The organism is Serratia sp. Res13-Sevr-LER1-36-b, assembly GCF_015673035.1.
Taxonomy (GTDB): Bacteria; Pseudomonadota; Gammaproteobacteria; order Enterobacterales; family Enterobacteriaceae; genus Chania; species Chania fonticola_C.
The window spans coordinates 179,234-201,099 of sequence record NZ_JADACK010000017.1 but is presented as its reverse complement, the minus strand read 5'-3'; the positions used below and the strand labels follow the sequence as shown (position 1 = coordinate 201,099).

At 53.8% G+C, this 21,866-nt stretch carries 23 protein-coding genes; 5 read left to right on the top strand and 18 right to left on the bottom strand.

The window, feature by feature from the left end; translation table 11 throughout:
* Positions 1 to 72: 72 nt before the first annotated feature.
* The gene (locus tag IMQ33_RS10935; RefSeq protein WP_065685658.1) at positions 73 to 510 is read left to right on the top strand and encodes a universal stress protein; all 438 of its coding nucleotides are present in this window, start codon (positions 73 to 75) and stop codon (positions 508 to 510) included.
* A gap of 185 nt (positions 511 to 695) precedes the next feature.
* On the opposite strand, the gene IMQ33_RS10930 is transcribed toward IMQ33_RS10935, so the two are convergent.
* The 4 genes from IMQ33_RS10930 to IMQ33_RS10915 all read right to left on the bottom strand — a co-directional run bounded on the left by IMQ33_RS10930 (position 696) and on the right by IMQ33_RS10915 (position 3,490).
* On the bottom strand, positions 696 to 1,142 hold the full coding sequence (locus tag IMQ33_RS10930) for a YcgN family cysteine cluster protein (RefSeq protein ID WP_021181179.1): 447 nt from the start codon (positions 1,140 to 1,142) through the stop codon (positions 696 to 698).
* A 212-nt stretch (positions 1,143 to 1,354) separates the two neighbouring features.
* On the bottom strand, positions 1,355 to 2,011 hold the full coding sequence (locus IMQ33_RS10925) for a fumarylacetoacetate hydrolase family protein (protein WP_024486626.1): 657 nt from the start codon (positions 2,009 to 2,011) through the stop codon (positions 1,355 to 1,357).
* A 90-nt stretch (positions 2,012 to 2,101) separates the two neighbouring features.
* On the bottom strand, positions 2,102 to 3,121 hold the full coding sequence (locus IMQ33_RS10920; RefSeq protein WP_370572644.1) for a lytic transglycosylase domain-containing protein: 1,020 nt from the start codon (positions 3,119 to 3,121) through the stop codon (positions 2,102 to 2,104).
* 96 nt (positions 3,122 to 3,217) lie between these two features.
* Positions 3,218 to 3,490, bottom strand: coding sequence for a YcgL domain-containing protein (locus IMQ33_RS10915; RefSeq protein ID WP_021181176.1), 273 nt, complete (start codon positions 3,488 to 3,490; stop codon positions 3,218 to 3,220).
* Between the two features lie 135 nt (positions 3,491 to 3,625).
* Here IMQ33_RS10915 and minC point away from each other — a divergent pair, with 135 nt between their 5' ends.
* The 3 genes from minC to minE are packed head-to-tail and all read left to right on the top strand — an operon-like array spanning position 3,626 to position 5,417.
* Positions 3,626 to 4,306, top strand: coding sequence for a septum site-determining protein MinC (minC, locus tag IMQ33_RS10910; protein WP_098930891.1), 681 nt, complete (start codon positions 3,626 to 3,628; stop codon positions 4,304 to 4,306).
* 25 nt (positions 4,307 to 4,331) lie between these two features.
* Positions 4,332 to 5,144 carry a septum site-determining protein MinD gene (minD, locus tag IMQ33_RS10905; RefSeq protein WP_065685655.1) on the top strand — a complete coding sequence of 271 codons (813 nt, stop codon included), beginning with the start codon at positions 4,332 to 4,334 and terminating at the stop codon, positions 5,142 to 5,144.
* A gap of 3 nt (positions 5,145 to 5,147) precedes the next feature.
* Entirely contained in the window at positions 5,148 to 5,417 is a 270-nt protein-coding gene (gene minE / locus IMQ33_RS10900) for a cell division topological specificity factor MinE (RefSeq protein ID WP_021181173.1), read from the top strand.
* A gap of 234 nt (positions 5,418 to 5,651) precedes the next feature.
* On the opposite strand, the gene rnd is transcribed toward minE, so the two are convergent.
* The 5 genes from rnd to IMQ33_RS10875 form a co-directional block, all read right to left on the bottom strand.
* The gene (gene rnd / locus IMQ33_RS10895; protein WP_065685846.1) at positions 5,652 to 6,773 is read right to left on the bottom strand and encodes a ribonuclease D; all 1,122 of its coding nucleotides are present in this window, start codon (positions 6,771 to 6,773) and stop codon (positions 5,652 to 5,654) included.
* Between the two features lie 89 nt (positions 6,774 to 6,862).
* Complete coding sequence (fadD, locus tag IMQ33_RS10890; protein ID WP_065685654.1) at positions 6,863 to 8,551, bottom strand: long-chain-fatty-acid--CoA ligase FadD; 1,689 nt, start codon at positions 8,549 to 8,551, stop codon at positions 6,863 to 6,865.
* Between the two features lie 230 nt (positions 8,552 to 8,781).
* The gene (locus IMQ33_RS10885; protein ID WP_065685845.1) at positions 8,782 to 9,372 is read right to left on the bottom strand and encodes a Slp family lipoprotein; all 591 of its coding nucleotides are present in this window, start codon (positions 9,370 to 9,372) and stop codon (positions 8,782 to 8,784) included.
* Positions 9,373 to 9,477: 105 nt separating this feature from the next.
* Positions 9,478 to 10,179, bottom strand: coding sequence for a tRNA (adenosine(37)-N6)-threonylcarbamoyltransferase complex dimerization subunit type 1 TsaB (gene tsaB / locus IMQ33_RS10880; protein WP_065685844.1), 702 nt, complete (start codon positions 10,177 to 10,179; stop codon positions 9,478 to 9,480).
* 72 nt (positions 10,180 to 10,251) lie between these two features.
* Positions 10,252 to 12,153 (bottom strand): ATP-dependent DNA helicase, encoded by a 1,902-nt coding sequence (locus tag IMQ33_RS10875; RefSeq protein ID WP_024528746.1) that lies wholly within the window; start codon positions 12,151 to 12,153, stop codon positions 10,252 to 10,254.
* A gap of 133 nt (positions 12,154 to 12,286) precedes the next feature.
* Here IMQ33_RS10875 and IMQ33_RS10870 point away from each other — a divergent pair, with 133 nt between their 5' ends.
* On the top strand, positions 12,287 to 12,631 hold the full coding sequence (locus IMQ33_RS10870) for a RidA family protein (protein WP_021181167.1): 345 nt from the start codon (positions 12,287 to 12,289) through the stop codon (positions 12,629 to 12,631).
* Between the two features lie 63 nt (positions 12,632 to 12,694).
* On the opposite strand, the gene mdtI is transcribed toward IMQ33_RS10870, so the two are convergent.
* The 9 genes from mdtI to IMQ33_RS10825 all read right to left on the bottom strand — a co-directional run bounded on the left by mdtI (position 12,695) and on the right by IMQ33_RS10825 (position 21,293).
* Entirely contained in the window at positions 12,695 to 13,024 is a 330-nt protein-coding gene (gene mdtI, locus IMQ33_RS10865) for a multidrug/spermidine efflux SMR transporter subunit MdtI (protein WP_021181166.1), read from the bottom strand.
* Positions 13,011 to 13,379 (bottom strand): multidrug/spermidine efflux SMR transporter subunit MdtJ, encoded by a 369-nt coding sequence (gene mdtJ, locus IMQ33_RS10860; RefSeq protein WP_024528744.1) that lies wholly within the window; start codon positions 13,377 to 13,379, stop codon positions 13,011 to 13,013. Before mdtJ ends, mdtI begins: the two co-directional genes overlap by 14 nt.
* A 552-nt stretch (positions 13,380 to 13,931) precedes the next feature.
* Complete coding sequence (locus IMQ33_RS10855; protein WP_161711657.1) at positions 13,932 to 14,678, bottom strand: KDGP aldolase; 747 nt, start codon at positions 14,676 to 14,678, stop codon at positions 13,932 to 13,934.
* Entirely contained in the window at positions 14,665 to 15,789 is a 1,125-nt protein-coding gene (locus tag IMQ33_RS10850; RefSeq protein ID WP_196062452.1) for a DgaE family pyridoxal phosphate-dependent ammonia lyase, read from the bottom strand. The genes IMQ33_RS10855 and IMQ33_RS10850 overlap by 14 nt, the downstream gene beginning before the upstream one ends.
* 10 nt (positions 15,790 to 15,799) lie before the next feature.
* Positions 15,800 to 16,660 (bottom strand): PTS system mannose/fructose/sorbose family transporter subunit IID, encoded by an 861-nt coding sequence (locus IMQ33_RS10845; protein WP_161629439.1) that lies wholly within the window; start codon positions 16,658 to 16,660, stop codon positions 15,800 to 15,802.
* On the bottom strand, positions 16,660 to 17,406 hold the full coding sequence (locus IMQ33_RS10840) for a PTS sugar transporter subunit IIC (RefSeq protein ID WP_021806649.1): 747 nt from the start codon (positions 17,404 to 17,406) through the stop codon (positions 16,660 to 16,662). The genes IMQ33_RS10845 and IMQ33_RS10840 overlap by 1 nt, the downstream gene beginning before the upstream one ends.
* Before the next feature lie 32 nt (positions 17,407 to 17,438).
* Positions 17,439 to 17,924 (bottom strand): PTS system mannose/fructose/N-acetylgalactosamine-transporter subunit IIB, encoded by a 486-nt coding sequence (locus IMQ33_RS10835; RefSeq protein WP_065685649.1) that lies wholly within the window; start codon positions 17,922 to 17,924, stop codon positions 17,439 to 17,441.
* 2 nt (positions 17,925 to 17,926) lie between these two features.
* The gene (locus IMQ33_RS10830) at positions 17,927 to 18,349 is read right to left on the bottom strand and encodes a PTS sugar transporter subunit IIA (protein ID WP_029711110.1); all 423 of its coding nucleotides are present in this window, start codon (positions 18,347 to 18,349) and stop codon (positions 17,927 to 17,929) included.
* Between the two features lie 133 nt (positions 18,350 to 18,482).
* Complete coding sequence (locus tag IMQ33_RS10825) at positions 18,483 to 21,293, bottom strand: sigma 54-interacting transcriptional regulator (protein ID WP_196062453.1); 2,811 nt, start codon at positions 21,291 to 21,293, stop codon at positions 18,483 to 18,485.
* Positions 21,294 to 21,866: the final 573 nt, after the last annotated feature.

Here is a 21,866-nt window from a genome sequence, read left to right as displayed (position 1 = left end):
CCATTTGGGCAGCAAATTTGGTATATTAATCACGCAGTAGTATGCACATCACCTACTCATTATGGAGGTTGTATGTACAAGACTATATTAGCGCCCATTGATTTGGCTGAAATCGAGTTAACACAGAAAGTCATTCCCACGATTAATTCACTGGCAAAAATCGATTACCCGCATATCCATTTCTTCGCCGTACTCTCCCCTATGCTCTCTTATTATGAATATGGGCTGTCTCACCCAGAGCGCTTGCTGCCCAGCGATGATGAGCGGATACAGATTGCGCTGGCGGAGTTAAAGAAAGCCGTGACGGCGTTTGATATTCCGGAAGGCCGAGTGCACTGTTCGGTAGAGATTGGCGCGCCACGGGATCGGATTTTGAATTTTGCAGATGAGATCAACGCCGATTTGATCGTTGTCGGTTCACGCAGACCAAGTATCACTACCTTCTTGCTTGGCACAACGGCATCATCGGTCGTCAGGTATGCCAAAACCTCGGTCTTGGTGGTGCGATAAGCCTACTGCCCAGACAGCCTTTAATACCGCGACACCTTAAGCTTAAGACAGGTGGGAGTCATTGCAGGTTAACCGGCCGTTTACGAGCCCCCATGGACGGGTTCACGGCGTGTCGGCGTTCTGCATGACTCCCACCTGTAACACTATTCAATACAGCTAATTAGCTTATTTACACATACCATCACTTACCTGGCCCAGCTAGGTTTGTTGAGAATGTGGTCCTGCCAATCCACGACTTCGCTTTCACGCACCGCGATATGGCGTACGGTAATGCGCTCACCGTGCATTGCCGCTTTTGATCCGCTGACCAACGGGTGCCAGTCGAACAAGGGTTTACCCTCGCCAATAAGGCGATAGGCGCAGGTTGGCGGCAGCCAGTCGAACGTGGTGAGATTTTCGCGCGTCAGCTTGATGCAGTCTTCTTCCAACTCAAAGCGGCGCTCGTAGTTGCGGCACTGGCAGGATTTGATATTGAGCTGATCGCAGGCCACGTTGGTGAAGTAAATCTCATCGGTATCTTCATCGATCAGCTTGTTCAGACAGCATTGCCCACATCCGTCGCACAGCGATTCCCACTCTGCCTCAGACATTTCGTCCAGCGTCTTCTGTTGCCAAAAAGGGAGTTGTGACATATCGACTTCCGAAAATAGGTAAATGAACAAACCACCTGCAAGCAGGTTCAAGGGGGCACACTATATAGACACTCAGCGCAAAAGGAAACGTTTCCCCGGCTGCCCCTGCCTGCCGCAACGACATCCAACGTGGATAGTTACAGTGTAAGGTACCAAAGAGGTTTCTGCCTGCAACACCCAGAAGGCCCGACAGGCAGAAAAATAAAGCGGGATTAAATCACTCGGGTGCTCAGGGTCTTACCGTTAAGCGAGATTTTCAGCATATCGCCGGAAACCATTGGCCCAACCCCTTGAGGAGTACCGGTCAGAATGATGTCGCCCGCACGCAGCGTAAAGAAACGGCTCATATAGGCAATCAGCGGCAAAATGGGGTTGATCATATCGCGAGTATTGCCCTGCTGGCGCAGTTCGTCATTGATCGACAAAGACAGCTCGGCATTTTGCGGATCGCCAAATTCAGCCACGGGAATAAAGCCGGAAATCGGGCAAGAGCCATCAAATGCCTTGGCTTTTTCCCAAGGTTGACCCGCCTTCTTGAACCCTGCCTGCAGATCACGCAAGGTCAAATCCAGCGCCACTCCATAACCTGCAATGGCACGGGCCACGCGATCTTCATTGGCCTGCTTTAACGGGGTGCCAATCAGCACCGCCAACTCGACTTCATGATGAATCGACCCCAGCCCCTTGGGGATCGCTACCGGTTGACGAATATCACACAATGCCGTTTCAGGTTTGATAAACAACACCGGCTCAGGCGGGGTGACACTCCCCATCTCCTTGATGTGATCGCTGTAGTTGCTGCCTACGCAAACCACTTTGCTTACCGGGAAATCAAGCAACGCTCCTTGCCAGTCTCTATGTTGATACATACCGCCTCTCCCAACCACAGTGTAGGGGCCAGATAACCTCAGCCCATGATACGTACGGGGTGCCATGACAGGCACCTGGTAGTTACCGACCTATTGACCGATACCGTCGGCCATCATTCCCACGCTGATCGCGAAATAATACGAACGATTCCAGTGCATGAGAGTACGGAAGTTATCATAAACCAGGAATGCGCGTCCTTGCATATCATCTGGAGCAATCACCCAACTACGCAAGCCAGAGGCTGGTAAAGGTGAACCATCCGCTAACACCACCCCTTTAGCCGCCCACTGTTCCTCGCGATGCCCCTGGGCGTCTTTCAACCCCAACTGTTCAGCATTGAATTGCGCGGGCAGTTTGACTTCACGGCCCCAACCAACCCCAGGCTGCCAGCCTTCGGTAGCCAGGTAGTTGGCGGTGGAGGCAAACACATCGTCAAGATTATTCCAGATATCTATTTTACCGTCATCGTCCCCGTCAGCGGCATAGGTCAAAAACGAGGTTGGCATAAACTGGCTCTGCCCCATCGCCCCCGCCCAGGATCCTTTCAGGTTGCCCGCATCAACGTGGCCCTGCTCAATAATCTTTAAGGCCGCCATCAGCTGTTTGGTAAAGAACGCTTCGCGCCGGCCTTCAAACGCCAGCGTCGCCAACGCAGAAACGACGTCTTCCTTACCCTGTATCTTGCCAAAGGCGCTTTCCAAACCCCATAGCGCGACAATGTATTGTTCTGGGACGCCATAACGCGCCGTCACTCGCGCCAGCCGTGGCTGATATTGCTGACGCATCTCGCGGCCCCGCTGGAGCTTCCACGCGGGCAGCACACGGCTAAGGTAATCATCCAGTGTGATTTTCTTCTCTAACTGATTGCGATCGGCATTAATCACCCGATCGACAAAATGCGCGTTGGCAAAGGCTTTCTCAACGGTAGCCGCAGGTATACCCTGCTTGATGGCACGCCGCTTCAGTTGTTCCACATAGGCCGGGAACTCCGCCGGATCACGCCCGGTTTCTGCCAGCGTGCTCCCGGTTGGCTGCGTAGCTGGCGCGGGAGCCGCCGCCACCTGTTTAACGCAGCCAGCCAAAAGGAGCAGCGTTAGCATCATCGACATCTTCTTCATGATTTTCCCTACCTGTGACAACCTGCCGCCAGATGCAGATGATGCTTAAAAGCTGGCGTTAACACAGGGTTGAAAATCGACGCCCGGTTATTTTTTGGCGTCAGACAAATGAAGGTTTAATAGGTTTTCCACTGGCGGTGGGAACTGCAGATAAAACCCTTCCTGTTTTAGGGCTTCTTTCACCTTCTCGATATCCGCTGAGGCCAATTTCTTACGCCCATCGAGCGACAGCATCATGGCATACTGCGGAGTGCCAAAACTTTTCATCAGATCTTCCGGCACCCGAGAGAAATCGTCTTTTTTTTCGACATAAAGATAAGTCTGATCGCGCTTGGCACTTCTATAGATGACACAAAACATTTTTAAAACTCTATTTAATTGAGGCAGCGTCTTGCCTGGATATAACTCTGACTATAACATGCTTATAGTACTTCGGAATATCGCACCCCGAGTGGTATTCCGGGGATTTAAGTTGCTGAGACTGAGTCAGGATAGATGTCACAATCGCCAATTGAGCTAAAAGGCAGCAGTTTTACCCTATCGGTGGTTCATTTACATAATTGCGAACCCGAGGTAATACGCCAGGCACTGCAAGAAAAGGTGGAACAAGCGCCAGCTTTTCTCAAAAATGCCCCTGTTGTTATTAATGTTGCAACGCTGAACGGCGACGCAGACTGGAAAGAAATTCAACGGGCTGTCACTGCGGCTGGGCTGCGCGTGGTCGGCATCAGCGGTTGCAAAGATGAGCGGCAGAAACGGTCCATCGCCCGCGCCGGTTTGCCACTGCTCAATGAAGGCAAAGGCCAGAAGGCGGCCCCGCAAGCGCCAGTGCCTGATAATGCTCCAGCCAAAACGCGCATCATCAGTACTCCTGTCCGTTCAGGTCAACAGATTTACGCCCGTAACAGCGATTTGATCGTCACCAATAGCGTCAGCGCCGGTGCCGAACTGATTGCCGACGGCAATATTCATATTTACGGTAGCATGCGTGGCCGTGCACTGGCTGGCGCCTCTGGCGATACCCAGTGTCAGATTTTTTGCACGCACCTGGGTGCTGAGCTAGTCTCTATCGCAGGGCAGTACTGGTTGAGCGATCAAATCCCGTCCGAGTACCTCGGGCAGGCAGCAAGGCTCAGCCTGTTGGATAATGCTTTAACCATACAACCTTTAAATTAAGCCCTTTTGACAAGGAATCCATTTCATGGCACGCATTATTGTTGTTACATCGGGTAAAGGGGGCGTTGGCAAGACCACATCAAGTGCGGCCATTGCGACCGGCTTGGCCCAGAATGGCAAGAAAACCGTGGTGATCGACTTTGATATCGGTCTGCGTAATCTTGACCTCATCATGGGATGTGAGCGCCGGGTAGTTTACGATTTCGTGAACGTTATCCAAGGTGACGCCACGCTGAACCAGGCGTTAATCAAAGACAAGCGCACCGACAACCTCTACATTCTGCCCGCTTCGCAAACCCGTGACAAAGACGCACTGACCCGTGAAGGCGTGGAAAAAATCCTCAGCGATCTTGACGAGATGGCCTTCGAATTTGTGGTTTGCGACTCACCTGCGGGGATCGAATCCGGTGCCTTGATGGCGCTGTATTTTGCCGATGAAGCCATCATCACCACCAACCCGGAAGTGTCTTCAGTACGTGACTCCGACCGTATCCTGGGCATTCTGGCTTCCAAATCGCGCCGTGCCGAGAGAGGGGAATCCCCGATCAAGGAACATCTGCTGCTAACCCGTTACAACCCGGGCCGCGTCAGCCGTGGTGACATGTTGAGCATGGAAGACGTGCTGGAAATCCTGCGTATCCCGCTGCTTGGCGTGATCCCGGAAGATCAGTCGGTATTACGTGCCTCTAACCAGGGTGAACCTGTTATTCTTGATAGTGAGTCCGATGCCGGTAAGGCCTATGACGATACCGTTCACCGCCTGTTAGGGGAAGAACGCCCGTTCCGCTTCATCGAAGAAGAGAAAAAGGGCTTCCTGAAACGCCTTTTTGGGGGATAAACCATGGCTCTGTTAGACTTCTTTCTGTCCCGCAAAAAATCAACAGCCAGTGTAGCCAAGGAACGGCTACAGATTATCGTCGCAGAACGTCGTCGTGGGGACAGCGAACCCCACTATCTGCCTGATTTAAAGCGCGATATTCTAGCGGTAATTTGTAAATACATTCAGATCGACCCCGAAATGCTGCACGTGCAATTCGAGCAGAAAGGGGACGATATTTCGGTACTTGAACTTAACGTGACGCTACCGGAATCGGAAGAAACACCTAAATGATTGCGATGCAATGAGTGCCTCCTGTATATTTTTATACAGGGGGTCACTGTATATTCGTCCAGTTATAAACGCGCCCGCAAAAATAAAAACTCCGCGCTATTGAGACAACTCTCAGTTCTTTTTGACACCACTTTCTTTATGGTGAATGCTGGCGATTAAGATTTTCTTCGCTTTATTTTTAGCGAGATGAAACGGAACAGTTTGATTTAAACTGCCCCGCCTGATCTTTAACGATTAATAATCCTGTAGGATCGCCTGCAACGGCGCGGCTAATAGCTCACCACGCCAACCACTGATTAACTCAGGCAGCGACTCGCTCTCTTTCAATTTCCAGTGCCAATTCAGCAACTGGTTAATCTGCCGCCGCGAAGCCAGCAGTTCGACGCTAAGGCCACTCTGCTCACTCACCAACGTAATGGCAGCCTTAATCTCCTTGAACACTTTCTTATAGCCAGGATGATCGACCAGGTTACTCAACGGTGCCGGCAAGGCTGATTCTTCCAGAGCATTCGCTTGCGCCACCAGCGCCACCAGGGTTTTGCCATGATAGCGGATCTCCGGGCCACTCAGCCCCAGCGCCTCCAGTTCACCCAGTGAACCCGGCATATAGCGCGCCACGGCCCACAGGTTCTCTTCACGCACCACAAAGTTCACCGCCAGATCGCGTTCGCGCGCCTGACGCAGGCGCCATTCAGCCAATTTTTGCAGGCAAGCCAACTGGCGCGGACGTAACTGCCAGGCATTGGTAATTTCGCGATAGGCCAATTCCGGCGCCAGCGCCTCACTGCGCCGTTGGCAGAGCAAACAGCATTCGTTATCGGCTGCCGCGGTCCAACCCGCCTCTTCGGTCTCCTGCACCAGCTGCTTGGCCATTGGCAACAGGTAGAACACATCAGCCGCGGCATAAACACATTGGCGCTCGGTCAATGGCCGAGCCAGCCAGTCGGTACGCGATTCACTCTTATCGAGATCGACCTGCATATACTCCGTCACCAGCTTGGCAAAGCCACAGGACAGCGTATGGCCGCTGAAGGCCGCCAGGATTTGGGTGTCGACCATCGGCGTCGGCAGCGTCTTGAAAGCGTTTAGAAACACCTCCAGATCCTCGCTACCAGCGTGCAGGAATTTCACGACGGCAGTATCGGCCAGCAGGTCGATAAAGGGTTGCCACTGCTTGATGGGGAGCGGATCGATCAGGGAAAGTTGTTCACCATCATATAACTGGATCAGGCCTAACTGCGGATAATAGGTACGCGTGCGGACGAACTCGGTATCCAGCGCCACCTGGGCGTAGTTTCTTGCCTGCTCGCAGACCTGCTGCAATCCGGCGTCGGTAGTGATCAACTGATAATTCAAAACATCATTCTCTTGGTCGTTTTCATGATTCAAACACAACAACGCCGGCTATTCACCGGCGCTGTTGAAAAGGAGCAGTAACGATTAGCCTAGGCGGCATCCGCAGCCTTGGGCTTTTTCTGTTCGTCACGCAGTTCCCGTCGTAAGATCTTGCCGACGTTCGACTTCGGCAACTCGTCACGGAACTCAACAATTTTTGGCACTTTATACCCTGTCAGGTGCCGACGGCAATGGGTTAGCAGCTCTTCTTTGGTGAGTGTCTGATCTTTCTTCACCACACAAATCTTCACCGCTTCACCCGAAGCATCGCTGGGTACCCCGATGGCCGCACATTCCAGCACTTTCGGATGCTGACTAACGACCTCTTCGATCTCGTTCGGATAGACGTTAAAACCAGAAACCAGGATCATATCTTTCTTACGGTCAACGATGCGGATAAAGCCCTCATCATCCACGGTAACGACATCCCCGGTCGCCAGCCAGCCATCGCGCAACACTTCGTCCGTCGCCTCAGGGCGTTGCCAATAGCCTAACATAACTTGCGGCCCTTTGACCCAAAGTTCACCGGGTTGACCGACCGGCACATCTTTACCGTCATCATCCACCAACCGGATATCGGTAGATGGCACCGGCAGGCCGATGCTGCCGCTGTAGTGTTTCAAATCATGCGGGTTGCCAGAGACCAGTGGAGAGCACTCCGTCAGCCCATAGCCTTCCAGCAAATGATGGCCGGTCAACTTTTCCCACTTTTCCGCCACCGACCTCTGCACCGACATCCCTCCGCCAACGGAAAGCCGCAGCGTGGAGAAGTCGAGCTTCTGGAAATCTTCATTGTTCAAGAGCGCATTAAACAGGGTATTTACCCCGGTCATGGCGCTGAACGGATATTTTGCCAGCTCCTTCACCAAGCCCGGAATATCACGTGGATTGGTGATCAGCAGGCTACGGCCGCCTAACTCGATAAACAGTAGGCAGTTCACCGTCAACGCAAAGATGTGATACAGCGGCAAAGCGGTAACCACCAACTCCTGCCCTTCACGCAGTAACGGCACATAAGCCGCCTTGGCCTGTACCAGGTTGGCCTGCATGTTGCGGTGGGTCAGCATCGCCCCTTTCGCCACGCCGGTAGTGCCGCCGGTATACTGCAGGAATGCCAGATCGGTATTGATAATATCTGGCTTCACGTATTGCAGGCGGCGGCCACGCTGCAACGCACTGCGAAACGAGATGGCATCCGGCAGGTCGTACTTGGGCACCAGCCGCTTGATGTACTTCACCACAAAGTTGACCAACGTGCCTTTGGCTGCGGAAAGCTGATCGCCCATACGGGTCAGAATGACGTGTTTAACCTGGGTTTTGAACACCACCTTTTCCAAGGTATGGGCAAAATTGGAAACGATGACAATCGCGCTGGCACCGCTGTCGTTCAGTTGATGTTCCAACTCACGGGGGGTATACAGCGGGTTGACGTTAACCACCACCATCCCCGCCCGCAAAATACCGAACAGAGCGATCGGGTATTGCAACAGGTTGGGCATCATCAACGCCACGCGGTCGCCCTTCTTCAGCCCCAACTCGTTTTGCAGGTAGGCGGCAAACGCTCGGCTGCGCTCTTCCAGCTTGCGGAAGGTCATCACCTCACCCATGTTGATAAAGGCGGGTTGATCCGCGTAACGGGCAACCGCATTCTCAAACATTTCGATCAGGGATGAGTATTGATCGGCATCGATTTCCGCCGGAACATCCGCCGGGTAACGTTTTAACCAGACCTTTTCCAAGCTATTACTCCTGAAATCATTACTAATTATCATCGTAGCCCCCAAAATTGCAGCCAAACTTTAACAATATTTTAACTCAGCGTACCAGTTTGGGTTTTAAACAATATTCAGGTTGCGATGTACGTCACTAATTGCCGACGCAACCGCACAACAAAAAAAGTTAAGGCGGCCATTAAGCCGCCCTAAAGTATAAAAACCATCCTACTTGCCGAAGCCTCAGATCTGCGTCCTTACTCCGTAACGAAAGTCTGCACCTGTGCCGGACCTGGATTATACCAGCCATAACCCCCGCCCCAACCTGGGCCCCATGGGCCATTATGCCAGCCCCACGGCCCCATAGGCTGTGGTGGCATCACAATCTGCTGAGCGATGCGCCAACGCTTGAAACCGGTCGCATCCATGGTGACAAAGCGGTAAGGCGTCATACCAATCTTACCGTCCCGTAGGCCGGTGATCGGCCCAACCACGGTGACCAGTTGCCCTCTGAAGTCGACCGGATCGAGGAAGCCGTTAACCGAGGCCAGCAAACGGCCTTGCGAAGGTTCTCCCAATATCGGGCGAGCGCCAGAATCCAGCGGCACCGCCGCAATCTCCAGTATGGTACGCCCACGCTCATTAGCCACCGCAACCACGGTACCGCCGAAGCGTGCCTCCGCACCGGTAAACTGTTTCGGCGCGTTTTGCACCATTGACAGTCGATCGACCGGCGTTGGGCTGGTGCCTTGGATAGCATCCGGAATGGTCACACAACCAGAGAGCGCCAACACGCTGCTTGCGATTGCCAGCGTTAACAGCTTTTTACTCACAGTACGGGTTAAGATCATCGCAATCTCCTGAATTAGCTGTAACTTCGACAACGTTCATCAGTGCAAGTTGCAGGCGGAGCTGTTTTCTATCGGCGGCAACTTTAGATTAACTATAGGAAACTATTCGCGTCCCGGTAGCTTCTTCCAGGTGACTTCGTTACGCAAATAGGTCGGCTCAGCATTTTCCACGTTGACCGCCAGGCCTTGTTGCCAGGCTTGTAGCGCCAGAGGCAGCATATCTTCGGCCTGCGGCAACAGCATTTTCCCGTCGGTAACGTTCAGTGAGGAACCAGCAACCAAATCTGGATAGGTTTGCCACCCGGTCCCCACATGGGCCCAATCGCCTTGCAAGTGCTGCGCACGCTCCAGAGCCTGCTGTGGAGACAGCACCGCTTCCCCTGCGCTTTCGAGCCACTGGCCGTCAAGCTGGCGTTCAAACTGGCCCCAGTAGACCTCGCCCATGCGGGCATCGATCGCTGCCAACACTCGTTGTGCACCCGTTATGCGCCAAGCGCCTTGCGCCATGGTTTGCAACGTGGAAATCCCGAGCATCGGCAGTTCGGCGCCGAGCGCCAGCCCCTGGGCAATACCAATACCGATACGCACGCCGGTAAAGCTCCCAGGGCCACGGCCAAAGGCCAAGGCATCGAGTTGTGAAAGGGATAATCCGGATTCGGCCAGCACCTGCTGCACCAGCGGCAAAATGCGCTGGGTGTGCTCGCGTGGGCACAGTTCAAACAGGGCGTGAACTTCGCCTTGATTCCAGATAGCGACAGAACATGCTTCCGTCGCCGTATCGATCGCTAAAATTCGCGTGGACATGCCAAACCTCAGGCGGGAAATATCAGTGGTTTCATACAGGGCGCGCATTGTAGCACACCCCGGAAGTCGCGCCTATTCACCCTTGAGGAAGGCAATAGCCTGCGCCAGATCGCGGGTACGCGGCGTTGGCGGCAGGCTGTTGAGGAACACCTCACCATAAGGACGCATCACCAGGCGGTTATCACAAATCACCAGCACGCCCCGATCGTCAGTATCGCGGATCAGACGGCCAACCCCCTGCTTGAGCGTAATCACAGCATCCGGCAGTTGCACGTCGTTGAACGGGTCACCACCGCGTAAACGGCAATCTTCAATGCGCGCCTTCAGCAAAGGATCGTCCGGCGAGGTAAACGGCAGCTTATCGATAATCACGCAGGAGAGCGCATCACCGCGCACGTCCACCCCTTCCCAGAAGCTGCTGGTTGCCACCAGTAACGCGTTGCCCGCTTCGACAAACTGCGCCAATAGTTGACCCTTGCTGGTTTCCCCTTGCAACAGCACCGGCAGCGTCAAGGTGGCGCGGAACTCTTCGGCCAGCTCACGCATCATCTGATGCGAAGTGCAGAGGAAGAAACAGCGGCCCCGGTTGGCCTCAATCATTGGCCGCAGCATTCGGGCCAGCTGACGTGCGCCACCAGGTTGATTCGGCGAAGGCAGGAAACGTGGCACGCATAGCAGCGCCTGATTGGCATAGTCAAACGGGCTGGGTAACAATAGTGTTTTGGCCTTATTCAGCCCCAAGCGATCGGTAAAGTGGCCCATTTGCTCATTCACCGACAGCGTTGCCGAGGTGAAAATCCAGCTGCCCGGCTTTTCATCCAGCATCTCGCGGAAGCGGTCTGATACTGTCAATGGCGTCAGCGCCAACACAAAACTGCGTGAGTTACATTCATACCAATAGCTGAAGCCGGGTTCGTTAACCTCTTTGAGCCGCTTAAGACGGGTGCGGAACTGCGTAGCACGCTCGAAGGCGGCATCCAGCAACGCCGAACGGCCAAGGGAAAGCTTGACCACGTCGTAACACAGTTCCAACGCATCATCGAGCAGCAGCAAGGCGCGCTGGACGTTAGGTTGAGAAAGCACCTCACGAAGGTTGCCGCGAAAACCCGGTTCCCCCAGCGCTAAACGGAAATCCTGCGTACTCTGGCTAAGGCGATCGGCGCTCTTTTGCAACTGTGCGCTATCGCGTACCTCGGTGCGGTAGGCAATGGTAATGTCTTTGGCCAGATCCATCAGTTGGCGGCTGGTCAGCTGCTTGCCGAAGTATTGGCTGGCGATATCCGGGATCTGATGCGCTTCGTCGAAGATCATCACGTCCGCTTCCGGGATCAGTTCGGCAAAACCGCCCTCCTTGACCACCATATCCGCCAGAAACAGGTGATGGTTAACCACCACCACATCGGCATCCATTGCCCGGCGTCGGGCCTTGACCACGAAGCACTCTTTATATAGTGGGCAATCGCTTCCCAGACAGTTATCGTTGGTGCTGGTCACCAATGGCCAGACAAAGCTGTCTTCCGCCACATCGCTGCACGAGCTGATATCCCCTTCTTCCGTCAGGGTTGACCAACTGCGCAGCCGCACCAGATCGATCAGAGTCTGGCCAGCCAGTTCGCCACCGGCCATGGATTGCTGCTCCAGACGTTCCAGGCACAGATAGTTGGAACGCCCCTTCAGCAGCGCCAGCTTGCCTTTATATTTTAATGCCTTGGCCACGGTGGGCAGATCGCGAGCGTAAAGCTGATCCTGCAAGGCCTTGGAGCCGGTGGAAATAATCACCTTGCGCTTTGAACGCAGCGCCGGTGCCAGATAGGCGTAGGTTTTACCGGTGCCGGTTCCTGCCTCGACGACCAGTTCCTGTTTGAAATTGATGGCTTCCGTTACCGCCTCTGCCATCAATCTTTGCGGTTCACGGGGTTTGAACCCTTTAATTGCCTGCGCTAGTGCGCCTTCTGGTGCGAAATCGTCTGCCACGCTATCTCTCTGCCGGTATCATTCAGCGGTGATTATGCCAAGCCTGCCACGCCGCTACCACCGACTTTATCCACACACACATCCGTTCCCGGCTGTGATACGCTTATGACGTTGATGATAAGGAGATAATTGCATGAATATCGAACGAATTGATCCGGCACAGCGCTGGTCAGAAGCGGTGATCCACAATGACACCGTTTATTACACCAGCGTCCCGGAAAATCTGGACGATGACGCTACGGCGCAAACCGCCAACACCTTGGCCGCTATCGATGTGCTGTTGGAGCGAGTGGGTTCGGACAAGAGCCGGATTTTAGACGCCACCATTTTCCTGGCCAACGGCGATGATTTTGCCGCCATGAATGCCGCCTGGGATGCCTGGGTTGTTGCAGGCAGCGCGCCGGTACGTTGTACCGTAGAAGCGCGTCTGATGAATCCTAAATACAAAGTTGAAATCAAGATCATCGCAGCGCTGTAAAATAAAAAACCGCAGGTCATACCCTTAATCCAAGAGTAGATACCTGCGGTTTTTGTTTGGCTGTTAAGCCAGTTTGATGATGACCATCCCCGTCAATAACAGGGCCAGCCCCATCCAGCCTTTGGCATTGAGCCGTTGACCGAACAGGATCCAACCGGCAGCGATGGTGGCAGCAATACCGAAACCGCCCCACAGCGCATAAGCCACCGAAAGATCGATGCCCTTCACCGCCTGCGCCAGCGCACTGAACGCCCCTAATACCGACACCAGAGACAACAGCCCCAGCCAAACTCGGCTAAAACCGTTAGACATCTTCAGAAAGATGTTGGCCACAATCTCCAGTACGATGGCCAAAGCCAGAAACCCAATGTGGTACAACTCAAGCTGTTGCATGGTTGTCACCTCGTGGGCTGACCTGTTTTCGTGGCTTGCGGGTGCCAGATTTCACCAGCAGGATCCCGGCAATCAACGCCACCAGACCCAGCACTTTCAGCGCAGAGATTGGCTCATCAAACAGCATCACGCTAAACAGGGTAATAAACAGGATACCGATCCCTTCCCATAAGGCGTAAGCAACGCCCAGGGCCACACGTTTTACCGCTAATGACAGCATGATGTAAGACAAGGTGATCATCACGTACATGACGATGTGTCCGGTCATACCGCCGCTGACGCTAGCGTATTTCATGGACAGGGTGCCGATAATTTCGGCGGTAATGGCAAAGCCTAAAAAGATCCAATAAATCATAATTTTTCTCCCAAACGGCGAATCACGCACGCAAAGGCGTATTTATCCCAATCTATCTCATCAAACAGGCGCACGGCGGCGCTTGAGATATAGAAATCTCTGGGGATAAACCTACCCAAACGTATTAAAGAAGTTTGCCCGGCAACGCCAAACGACGGGGTGCGAACCCAGTCATCAGCACCGGTTAAGGGAGAAAGACGCTATAGCTCGCTACACCAGTGATGCTCACTGGCAAGAATGGCAGAAAGGAAAAGTTGGCAACAAGATGTTCTGAGAGGCGTTCTATTAAGTTTCATCATAATTATTCTCTATCTTCAGCCGCACACCGTGCGATTTGCCCAATATCCTCATGAATGTAAAATTTTCAACTGCATTAGTTTTACCATAGCGAAAATCAGAAAGCAAACCGCCGTTTTCACATTTAGCGAAAAAAAATGGTTTATAAATAAGAACCTTAATGTTTTTAAAAATTAAAAAAGGCTCGGGTTTTCACCTGAGCCTTACAAGATTTTCGGCAGCCTGTAAGTGCGGCAGATTCAGGCGCCACGCACCTTAGCGCAGGATCTGTTTGATGCCTTCCAGCAGCGATGCGACCTCTTCGGCACGGGTCTCTCCGCTGTGCGGATCGATGATGGAACTGTAAACGTGTGGCATCACCTTTGCGACTCCGGCGTCAAGGCAGGTTTCCAGTATTGGCAGGAAGTTTCGCGTATCGATCCCGCCGGTGGGTTCGATCATGGTCATGCCATTGCGTACGCAACTTTCCGCCAATGCGCGCAGTTCTGCCAACGACGATAAGCCGCCCATCGGGAAAAATTTGGCCGCGTGCCCCCCCAGATCGAGGATCATACGCACCGCGCTGTCACAACTCACCACGGCAGGCTCGCCTTGGCTGCTGTGAACCCCGGTGGAAATGATCACCTTCCCTGGCGTGCCGGTAGGCGAGATCAAGGCATTAATGCAGGTATTGCTGATGCCTCGGGCTGCCAATGCACCTGCTGCAAAACCACAGCCGGTGAAGGTTTGGTTGACGTGTGCGGGCGCGGTGGCCGCCGCAATCATTGCCGCCTTATAAAACTGTGCCGCTGACCCCGCCCCCAAACCAACGGAAATCGCCGGGATGTGCTCCATCCAGCGCTTCACCTCGGCCACACCCTGTTCCACGTTGGTAAACTGCGCCGAGATCACACCGATAGCGGCATGTCCTTCGGCGGCATGGTGTACCTGCAATGCGTTAGGGATATCTTTGGCCAGCACGTTGATGGCCACTCGCCCCTGGTAAAAATCAAGCTGTTGCATGTTGCCCCCTGGCCTGTTGCACAATTTCCGTCAGCCGCGCCACAATCAACGCAAAATCGTCGTCGCGCAGCGCCCGTGGATCGAAGCTGAAGACGCCCTGATTCAGCCAGTAATGGCGGGTGTAAATCGCCACCTCGCCAGTGCGCAGTTGCTCTTCCACCTGATAGGCGGTTAATCCTAGCCTGGAAGCGTCCACGTTTACCCGCACCCGATAAATCGCTCGCCCGGCTTCATCCTGTTCAATTTCAGCCTGTAGGCCAGGCAACGCGGATATTTGCTGTGCCAGATCGCGCAGCGCCGGTAGTTGGCGGCTCCAGTCCGGCTGATGCTGCTGATAATGATCCAACGCCATCACCAGCCCCACCATGTTCTCTTTACCGATTTTCATCGCTCGCGCAATGCCGTTATGCTGGGCTTTGCAGCAGGCGATCCATTGCCGATCGCCGGTAACAAAACCGGAGGTCGGTGCATCCAACGCTTTAGCTCCGCTGTAAACCACCATGTTGGCCCCGGCTGCCACATAAGCCCGCAAATCTTCTTCTGCGGCCGCATCAACAATCAGCGGCAACCCGGCATCGCGGGCCACGGCGACAAAATCGCTCAGCGCAACCATGCCCTTTTGCACACAGTGATGCGACTTGACGTAAAACAGTGCCGCCGTCTGCGCTGTGACGGCTTTTGCCAGTTGCCAGCGGGCCGCCAGATTGCTTTGCCCCACCTCAACCACCTTACCGCCGCCCAGTCGGATAGCGGTGGTGATCGGCGCACCGTAGTCAATATTGTGGCCACGCAGCATGACGATTTCATTCGCCAAACCGTCACTGCATGGCATCATTGCCACCCGCTCCGGCTCCCCTCGGGTAATAGCTGCCGCAACCGCAATAGCCACCCCGGCGGAAGCGCAGGAGGTCACATAGCTGTCTTGCGCACCGGTATGCTGAGAGATGAGTTCGCCAACGCGATCCACCAGCGCATCAATTTCCACAAAGGCTGACGCCGCCTCGGCCGTGGCCGCCATCACGTCTTTCGGCACCGAAGAAACACCAAGGAGGGTCATCTTGCCGCTGGCATTGATCACCCGCTTCAGCCCGAGCCGTTGATAAATATTCATCGTTGCTCCATTACAAAATGCCTAGCAGGGAACACACCACGCTCAGTACCACCACCGAAAGCAGAATGGTGGTATAGCGCGGCCCTTTTTTGACCAGATAGAAGTAGATTGAGAACACCGCAGCCAGCGGCAACAGGCCGGGGGCGATGGAATCCAGGATCTGTTGCACCACCACTTCGGAGCCTTCCAACGCGCTGATTTTCAGCGGCGAGGTGATCTTGACGTAGCTGGCAGACAGCGCCCCCATCATGATCAACCCGAGCACGTTGGCCCCGTAGATCAGCTCTTTTATCTTGCCCCCTTGCAGCAGACCGATGATTGACTCCCTTCCCAGCGTGTAACCTTTGTGGGCCAAACCGTAGCTGATCGCCATGGTGATCACGGTATACAATACCACCGGCATGATGCCGCCCATGGCGCTACCGTTAGCCGCGAAGGGTATGAAGATGGCGATCAACAGCGGCATGATCGCCGCCCAAACCACCGAGTCACCGATCCCGGCCAGCGGCCCCATCAGGCCGGTTTTAATCCCGGTGATGGACGAATCGGAAATCGGCTCGCCACGAGTCTTCTGCTCCTCCATGGCAATGGCTACGCCCTGGATCACCGCCCCGAAAGTCTGTTCGCTGTTGAAGAAGTTCAGGTGGCGTTTCAGCGCCTCAACCTGCTCTTCTTTCTGCGGATAGAGCTTTTTGATAATCGGCGTCATTGAGGCGCAGAAAATCAGGCTCTGTAAACGCTCGTAAGAGTTGGAGACTTCGGCTCCCAGCCAGTAAATAAACCAGGCCTTGGTGATGTCTCGCTTGGTCAGCACGTTGGTTTGCCGTGCTCTTTCCACCAGTTCGTGTTGCATGATATCGCTGCTCATAATCAGGCTCCCTCACCTTTGGCCATGTTTTTAACCAGGAATGCCGCGCAGGTACCGAAGATGGCCATCGCCATGATGTCGACCTTTAGATACAACACCGCGAAGAACCCGGCAATGAAGTAAGGCAGCAGGCTTTTCTTGCCGATCACCATGATGGTGATCGCAAAGCCCAGCGCTGGCAGGATGCCGCCCATGATTTCGAACGAGTGGGTCAGCCAATGTGGCATCAGCGCCAGGAATTTCTCGACCACGCCCTGGCCGAAATAGTTGGCGGCAAACACCACCGGGAAGCGGATCACCAGGCCAAGCAGTGCCGGATACAGGAAGGCACAGCGCATGATCCCGCTGATATTGGCCTCTTCCGCGTGCTTATCGGCCATATGCACCCAGACGGCGTTCACGGTACGGCGTAACTGGTCAACAAACACGCCGATCACCCCAAACGGGATTGCCAACGCGATCGCCAGATTGGGATCCATCCCCGCTTTCACGGCAATGGGCAGCGCGATGCAAGCCGCCAGCGCCGGATCTGAAGGGACGTTCCCGCCCGGCGTAGAGGTGACACCCAGATACACCAACTGCATCCCGGCACCGATAATCATCGCCGTTTTCATATCTCCAAGCAGGAAGCCGACGAATACCGCGATGGCGATGGGTTGAACCAACATCCCCGAGAGGGTGTAGCCCAAGCGCAGGCGGGCAAACCAGTAATACAGCCCCATACAGATGGCAACGGTCAAGTTATCCATGTTATTGCTCCTAATCGATCAGATGCCGAATATCAGAACTTCTTCAAAATATCTGCCAGTGCCTGCGGCTTGTCTTCCGGGATGGTCTGGAAGAACACCGTCACACCGCGTTGCTGTAGGTCACGCAGGATCGCCACATCAGCCTCATCCAGCGTAATGTTCTGGAATACAGCTTTACGGTTCGGCCCGCCGCCCAGGCCACCCACCTGGATATTTTTGACGTCAAACCCGTCGACCACCGCCTGTTGCACCGAAGCCAGGTTAGGGAACAGCACCAATACGTTGCCCTCCCCCAGTTGATTCTCCCGCCAAGCAGCCGCAAAGCTCTGGTTGCCATAGCAATCCACTTTGACATTCGGCGGAGCGGCCATCAGATAGATGCTTTTCATAAACGGATCGGCTTCCAGCTCATCACTCACTACCGCGATACGGTTGGCTTGTGACTGCCCAACCCACTTGGTGACGACCTGGCCGTGGATCAAACGGCTGTCAATGCGGCATAAAACGATGTTGGCCATGATTATTTTTCCCCTGATGTTATTGATTTAATTTGTTTAACTACATCGAGGCAGCTGTTGCGCCCCAGTTCAACCAACTCATCGAGATGGTTGAGAAGATTGCCCTGTTCGCGTAAATCGATGGCGGCCAGCAGCAAGGTGGCGTTCAGGCCGGAAATCACACCGATGGCGTAGTCACGGCTCAAGCGTGCCGCCACGTTGGAGGTTGTGCCGCCGATAAAGTCGGTGAGGATCAATGACCCCTCCGGCATGGTTTTCACCTGTTGTTCAACGCGCTCATGGAACTCCGCCAGCGTGTCGACCGGCATCAGCGCGATATCGAATACCCCGCTGGTTTCGCCAATCACCATGCGGACGCTTTCACGCAGTTGTTGGCCCCAGCCACCATGGGTCAGAAGTAAAATTTGTGGTAATGCAGCCAAAATGGCCTCCTGGCAATCTATTGAAAGTCATTGAAAATTTCCGTTCCCTAGGGATATAGCAATGCCTATGCCAACTTTGTGGCACACCGGGAGGAGTTCAGTGTTGAGCGGGCATCAAGGCCCGCTAGGGTGGGGTTTAGCGGTAGAGTAGTTCGTAGATATAAAAATATTCCGCATCGGACAGGCGGATAGAATAGGCACGTTCAATCGGCGAAAACGCGTCTTTGATGACAGAAAACGCCTGCTGGTCGATATCCTGCTGGGCATCCAGGGCAATCTGTAACGGTTTGTGGCTTAAAACGATACGCTCCACCATGCAACAGCAGTGGATCAGGAAGCGAAGTGTCACTTGCCTTGAGGGCTGGAGATCCAGCGTGCGGCAAATCTGATGCAACACCGCTTCGATCTCTTGCAGAATACGTTGGGGATTGAGCACGGAAATATGGTTGATGATGCTCTCCAGCGTCAGCGCGCTGATGAAGCGCATTGAACAACGCTCCACTTGCAGCTGGCGTTCGGCGCTGCCAAGGTCCGGGTTTAACAGGCTGAGCACCAGTTCCGGCCCCTGTTCGGAGAACAGTTCTTCCAACGCGATAAACGGGATATCCGGCAAGCCGGGCTGGAAGGTGCCCACGATCCCCACCAGCCGCTCGTTACCGCCAATCGCCTGACGCAACCGCTCCAGGCTGCGCACTTCGTTGTAATCCACCAAGACCATGCGGGTATCTTCCGCCATCAGCTCACCGAAGCTTTCCTCCAGCACTTTCTTGATCTTCACCGCCGTGCCCATCCCGGTGATACAGGAGATTGCCAACACCTTGCCGGTCTCATCTTCACGCTGGTCGTAAAGCTGGTGGGCAATCCCTTTGCTGGCCATCAGCTCCATCAAGGGGGGGAAATCACTGGTTTCATAGGTCAGATCCAACCCAATCTCCAGCAAAGCCCCCATGGTGATATTCTGGATCAGCAGCACATCGATATGGAACAGTTTGCTGACGGTGCTGGCAAAGTGCACCAACGAGCCGATATCCACAATCAGGATCAAGCGCTGATAGCGATTTTCCCGCAGTGTCGCGATCAGTAATTCCAATGTGTCATGCACCGACTGCTCGAACGGCATATCAATGGCGGTAAACAGCTCACATTCCAACACCCGATTGACATAGTGCGCCATGCTGCTGGCCGTGGTGGTGCCGTGGCCGATCAACATGGCACCGCAGTCAGGGCTAACCTCCTTGCGCTGGCGGAAACTGCGGCATTCCTTCAAAAACAGGCACAGGTAGACGATTTCCGTCGACGGGCACTGGATATGGAAGATTTCATTAATTTTACGGCATAGCTGGTTGGCGTTGTCGTACTCATCCTTGCAGTAATCCAGGATCAGGCTGGAGGAGTACAGGTTAGGGATCAGCCCTTTCTGCACATAGGAAAGCAGCGCCAGCAGGTGTTTACGCAGATGGCCGGCCATATTCTGTGGCAGCGGGAAACCCAACACCTGTTCAATGCAGCCAATCAACAACGTAATGCGTTGCTCGACCTGGCCGCCATAATAGCGTTCCTCACTTTCCCCACCGTTGCGGCTGTACAGCCCATATTCAAAAATGGTGCGTAGCTTGTTCTTCAGGATCGACAGGGTTTCCTGCGGCGGCACGTTGCTGTTGCGCAGGTTGACATATTCGCGCGTCAGATAGGTGTAAAACAGATCGCTGTCCTGCTCGCTGCTCAAGGCGCTCAGATGCTGCTTGAGCTGCTCCAGAGGCTGTGAGCTGATATCCAGATACTCCTGCTGACCAAATATCGCGTCCACCAGCAGGCGGCTGCTTGCGCTGGCAGAGTGTGGGACATCCATCAACCGCTTATCCAGCAACAGCCTTGGGCTACTGTGCCCCATCCCGCTGGCCCAGGCCTGGGCACAGAGAAACTGGATATCGCTTTTGAGTTGGCCAATGTTGCCGCTCAGCGGTTTTTCCAGCAGATAGAGCAGCAACCCCTTATCCAGGCGGATAATGCGACCAATCTTGCGGCTCTCAAGCTGTAAGAAACCGGTAATGATTTCTACCTGTTCCTCCAGCGAGCGTTCCCGCAGCGCCGGTATGGCAATCGACACCTGAATACGCCGCAGGAAAGTGCGTAGCAGCGTTGAGTCTGGGCTTTCGGTGGTAGCACAAATCAGCCGTACGCTGATGGGGCGGGCTTTATCGCTTGAACCCAGTGGACGATATTCACCTTTATCGAGGATCGAAAACAGTTTCTCTTGCCCTTCGTAGGGCAAGCGATGGACTTCATCAAGCAACAGAAAGCCACCGTTCGCCTGTTCGATCAGGCCACGTTTGCTTTCGATCGCGCCGGTAAACGCGCCCTGTTTATGGCCAAACAGATGGGACGAAAGCAGCTCCGGGTTATGGGCATACTCGGCACAGTTGAAATACACCAACGGGATTTGGCGCTGTGGCTGTTGCACCGTGGCGAATTGGTGCATCACCTCGGCAAAGAAGGTTTTCCCCACCCCGGAAGGCCCGGTAAGCAACACATGCAATCCACCGGGATAAAGCACCGCCGCCTTGCCCTTCTCTACTGACAGCCGCAGACTGCGGTCATAACCAATTACCGTATGAAAAGGGTCATCACTGGCTGGCTGCGGCAAGGACTTGGCGGGTAATAGATCCAGCAAGTCTTTGGCTTCCAGCCTGTCATCTGGCAGCGACTGCTCAATCAACTGCTCGCAGACTGCCCGGTGCAAAAACAGCACGGGACGAGATTTAATCTTGATGACCAACCGATCACCGTGCAGCTCGTTGAGATCTTTACTGACAGAGTTACGCGCCAATCCCAGGTTGAAAGCGATGGTTTCCGCGGCGAAACCGCCAGCACTTTGTTCCAGCGTTTCCCGGCTAAGCGTAAGGGTAAGACGTTCCAGCTCCTGGCGAACTGCATCTTTACGTTTCATTTTAACCTGTTGTTATTATTAATTATAAAGAAGAAAAAGACGGTAATTGGCAAGCGGGCAGCCAATCTAACCGAAAGTCATCCTAATACAGGGTTAGGGAAGATGGCCACCGTGAAATGGAGTGTTGTGGCATTTGCAGGCAAAAAAACCAGATTTCGGTCTGAGCCTTAGGACGACAACTTCAGCGACTTTAAAATGCGAAAAATTCAGGTAGAATGCGCCTTAGCAAGTGATAGAGAGTTCCCCTAGCTATTATACTTACTATATTCCATGCACTCATGAAGTGATATTTACCCTTGAGGGAATGCTATTACCATTGCTCCTTTCATCAGAACCCCAATCTTCAACAATTATAGATACAGATTATATTTATAAGGATTATCCCTTCTTTCATCAATACAAAAAACCAGCATTAACTATCTGCGCAAGCCCTTATGGTCGGATATACCGCTTACCAAGCGGACCTTAGGAAGAATAATGGAAACATCTATTGACTTTTCAGGTTAAGCTATGTAGCTTTTCACCTAAATGATTATCATTGTCATTAGCAATTTACTTGCTTTTACTATTGCA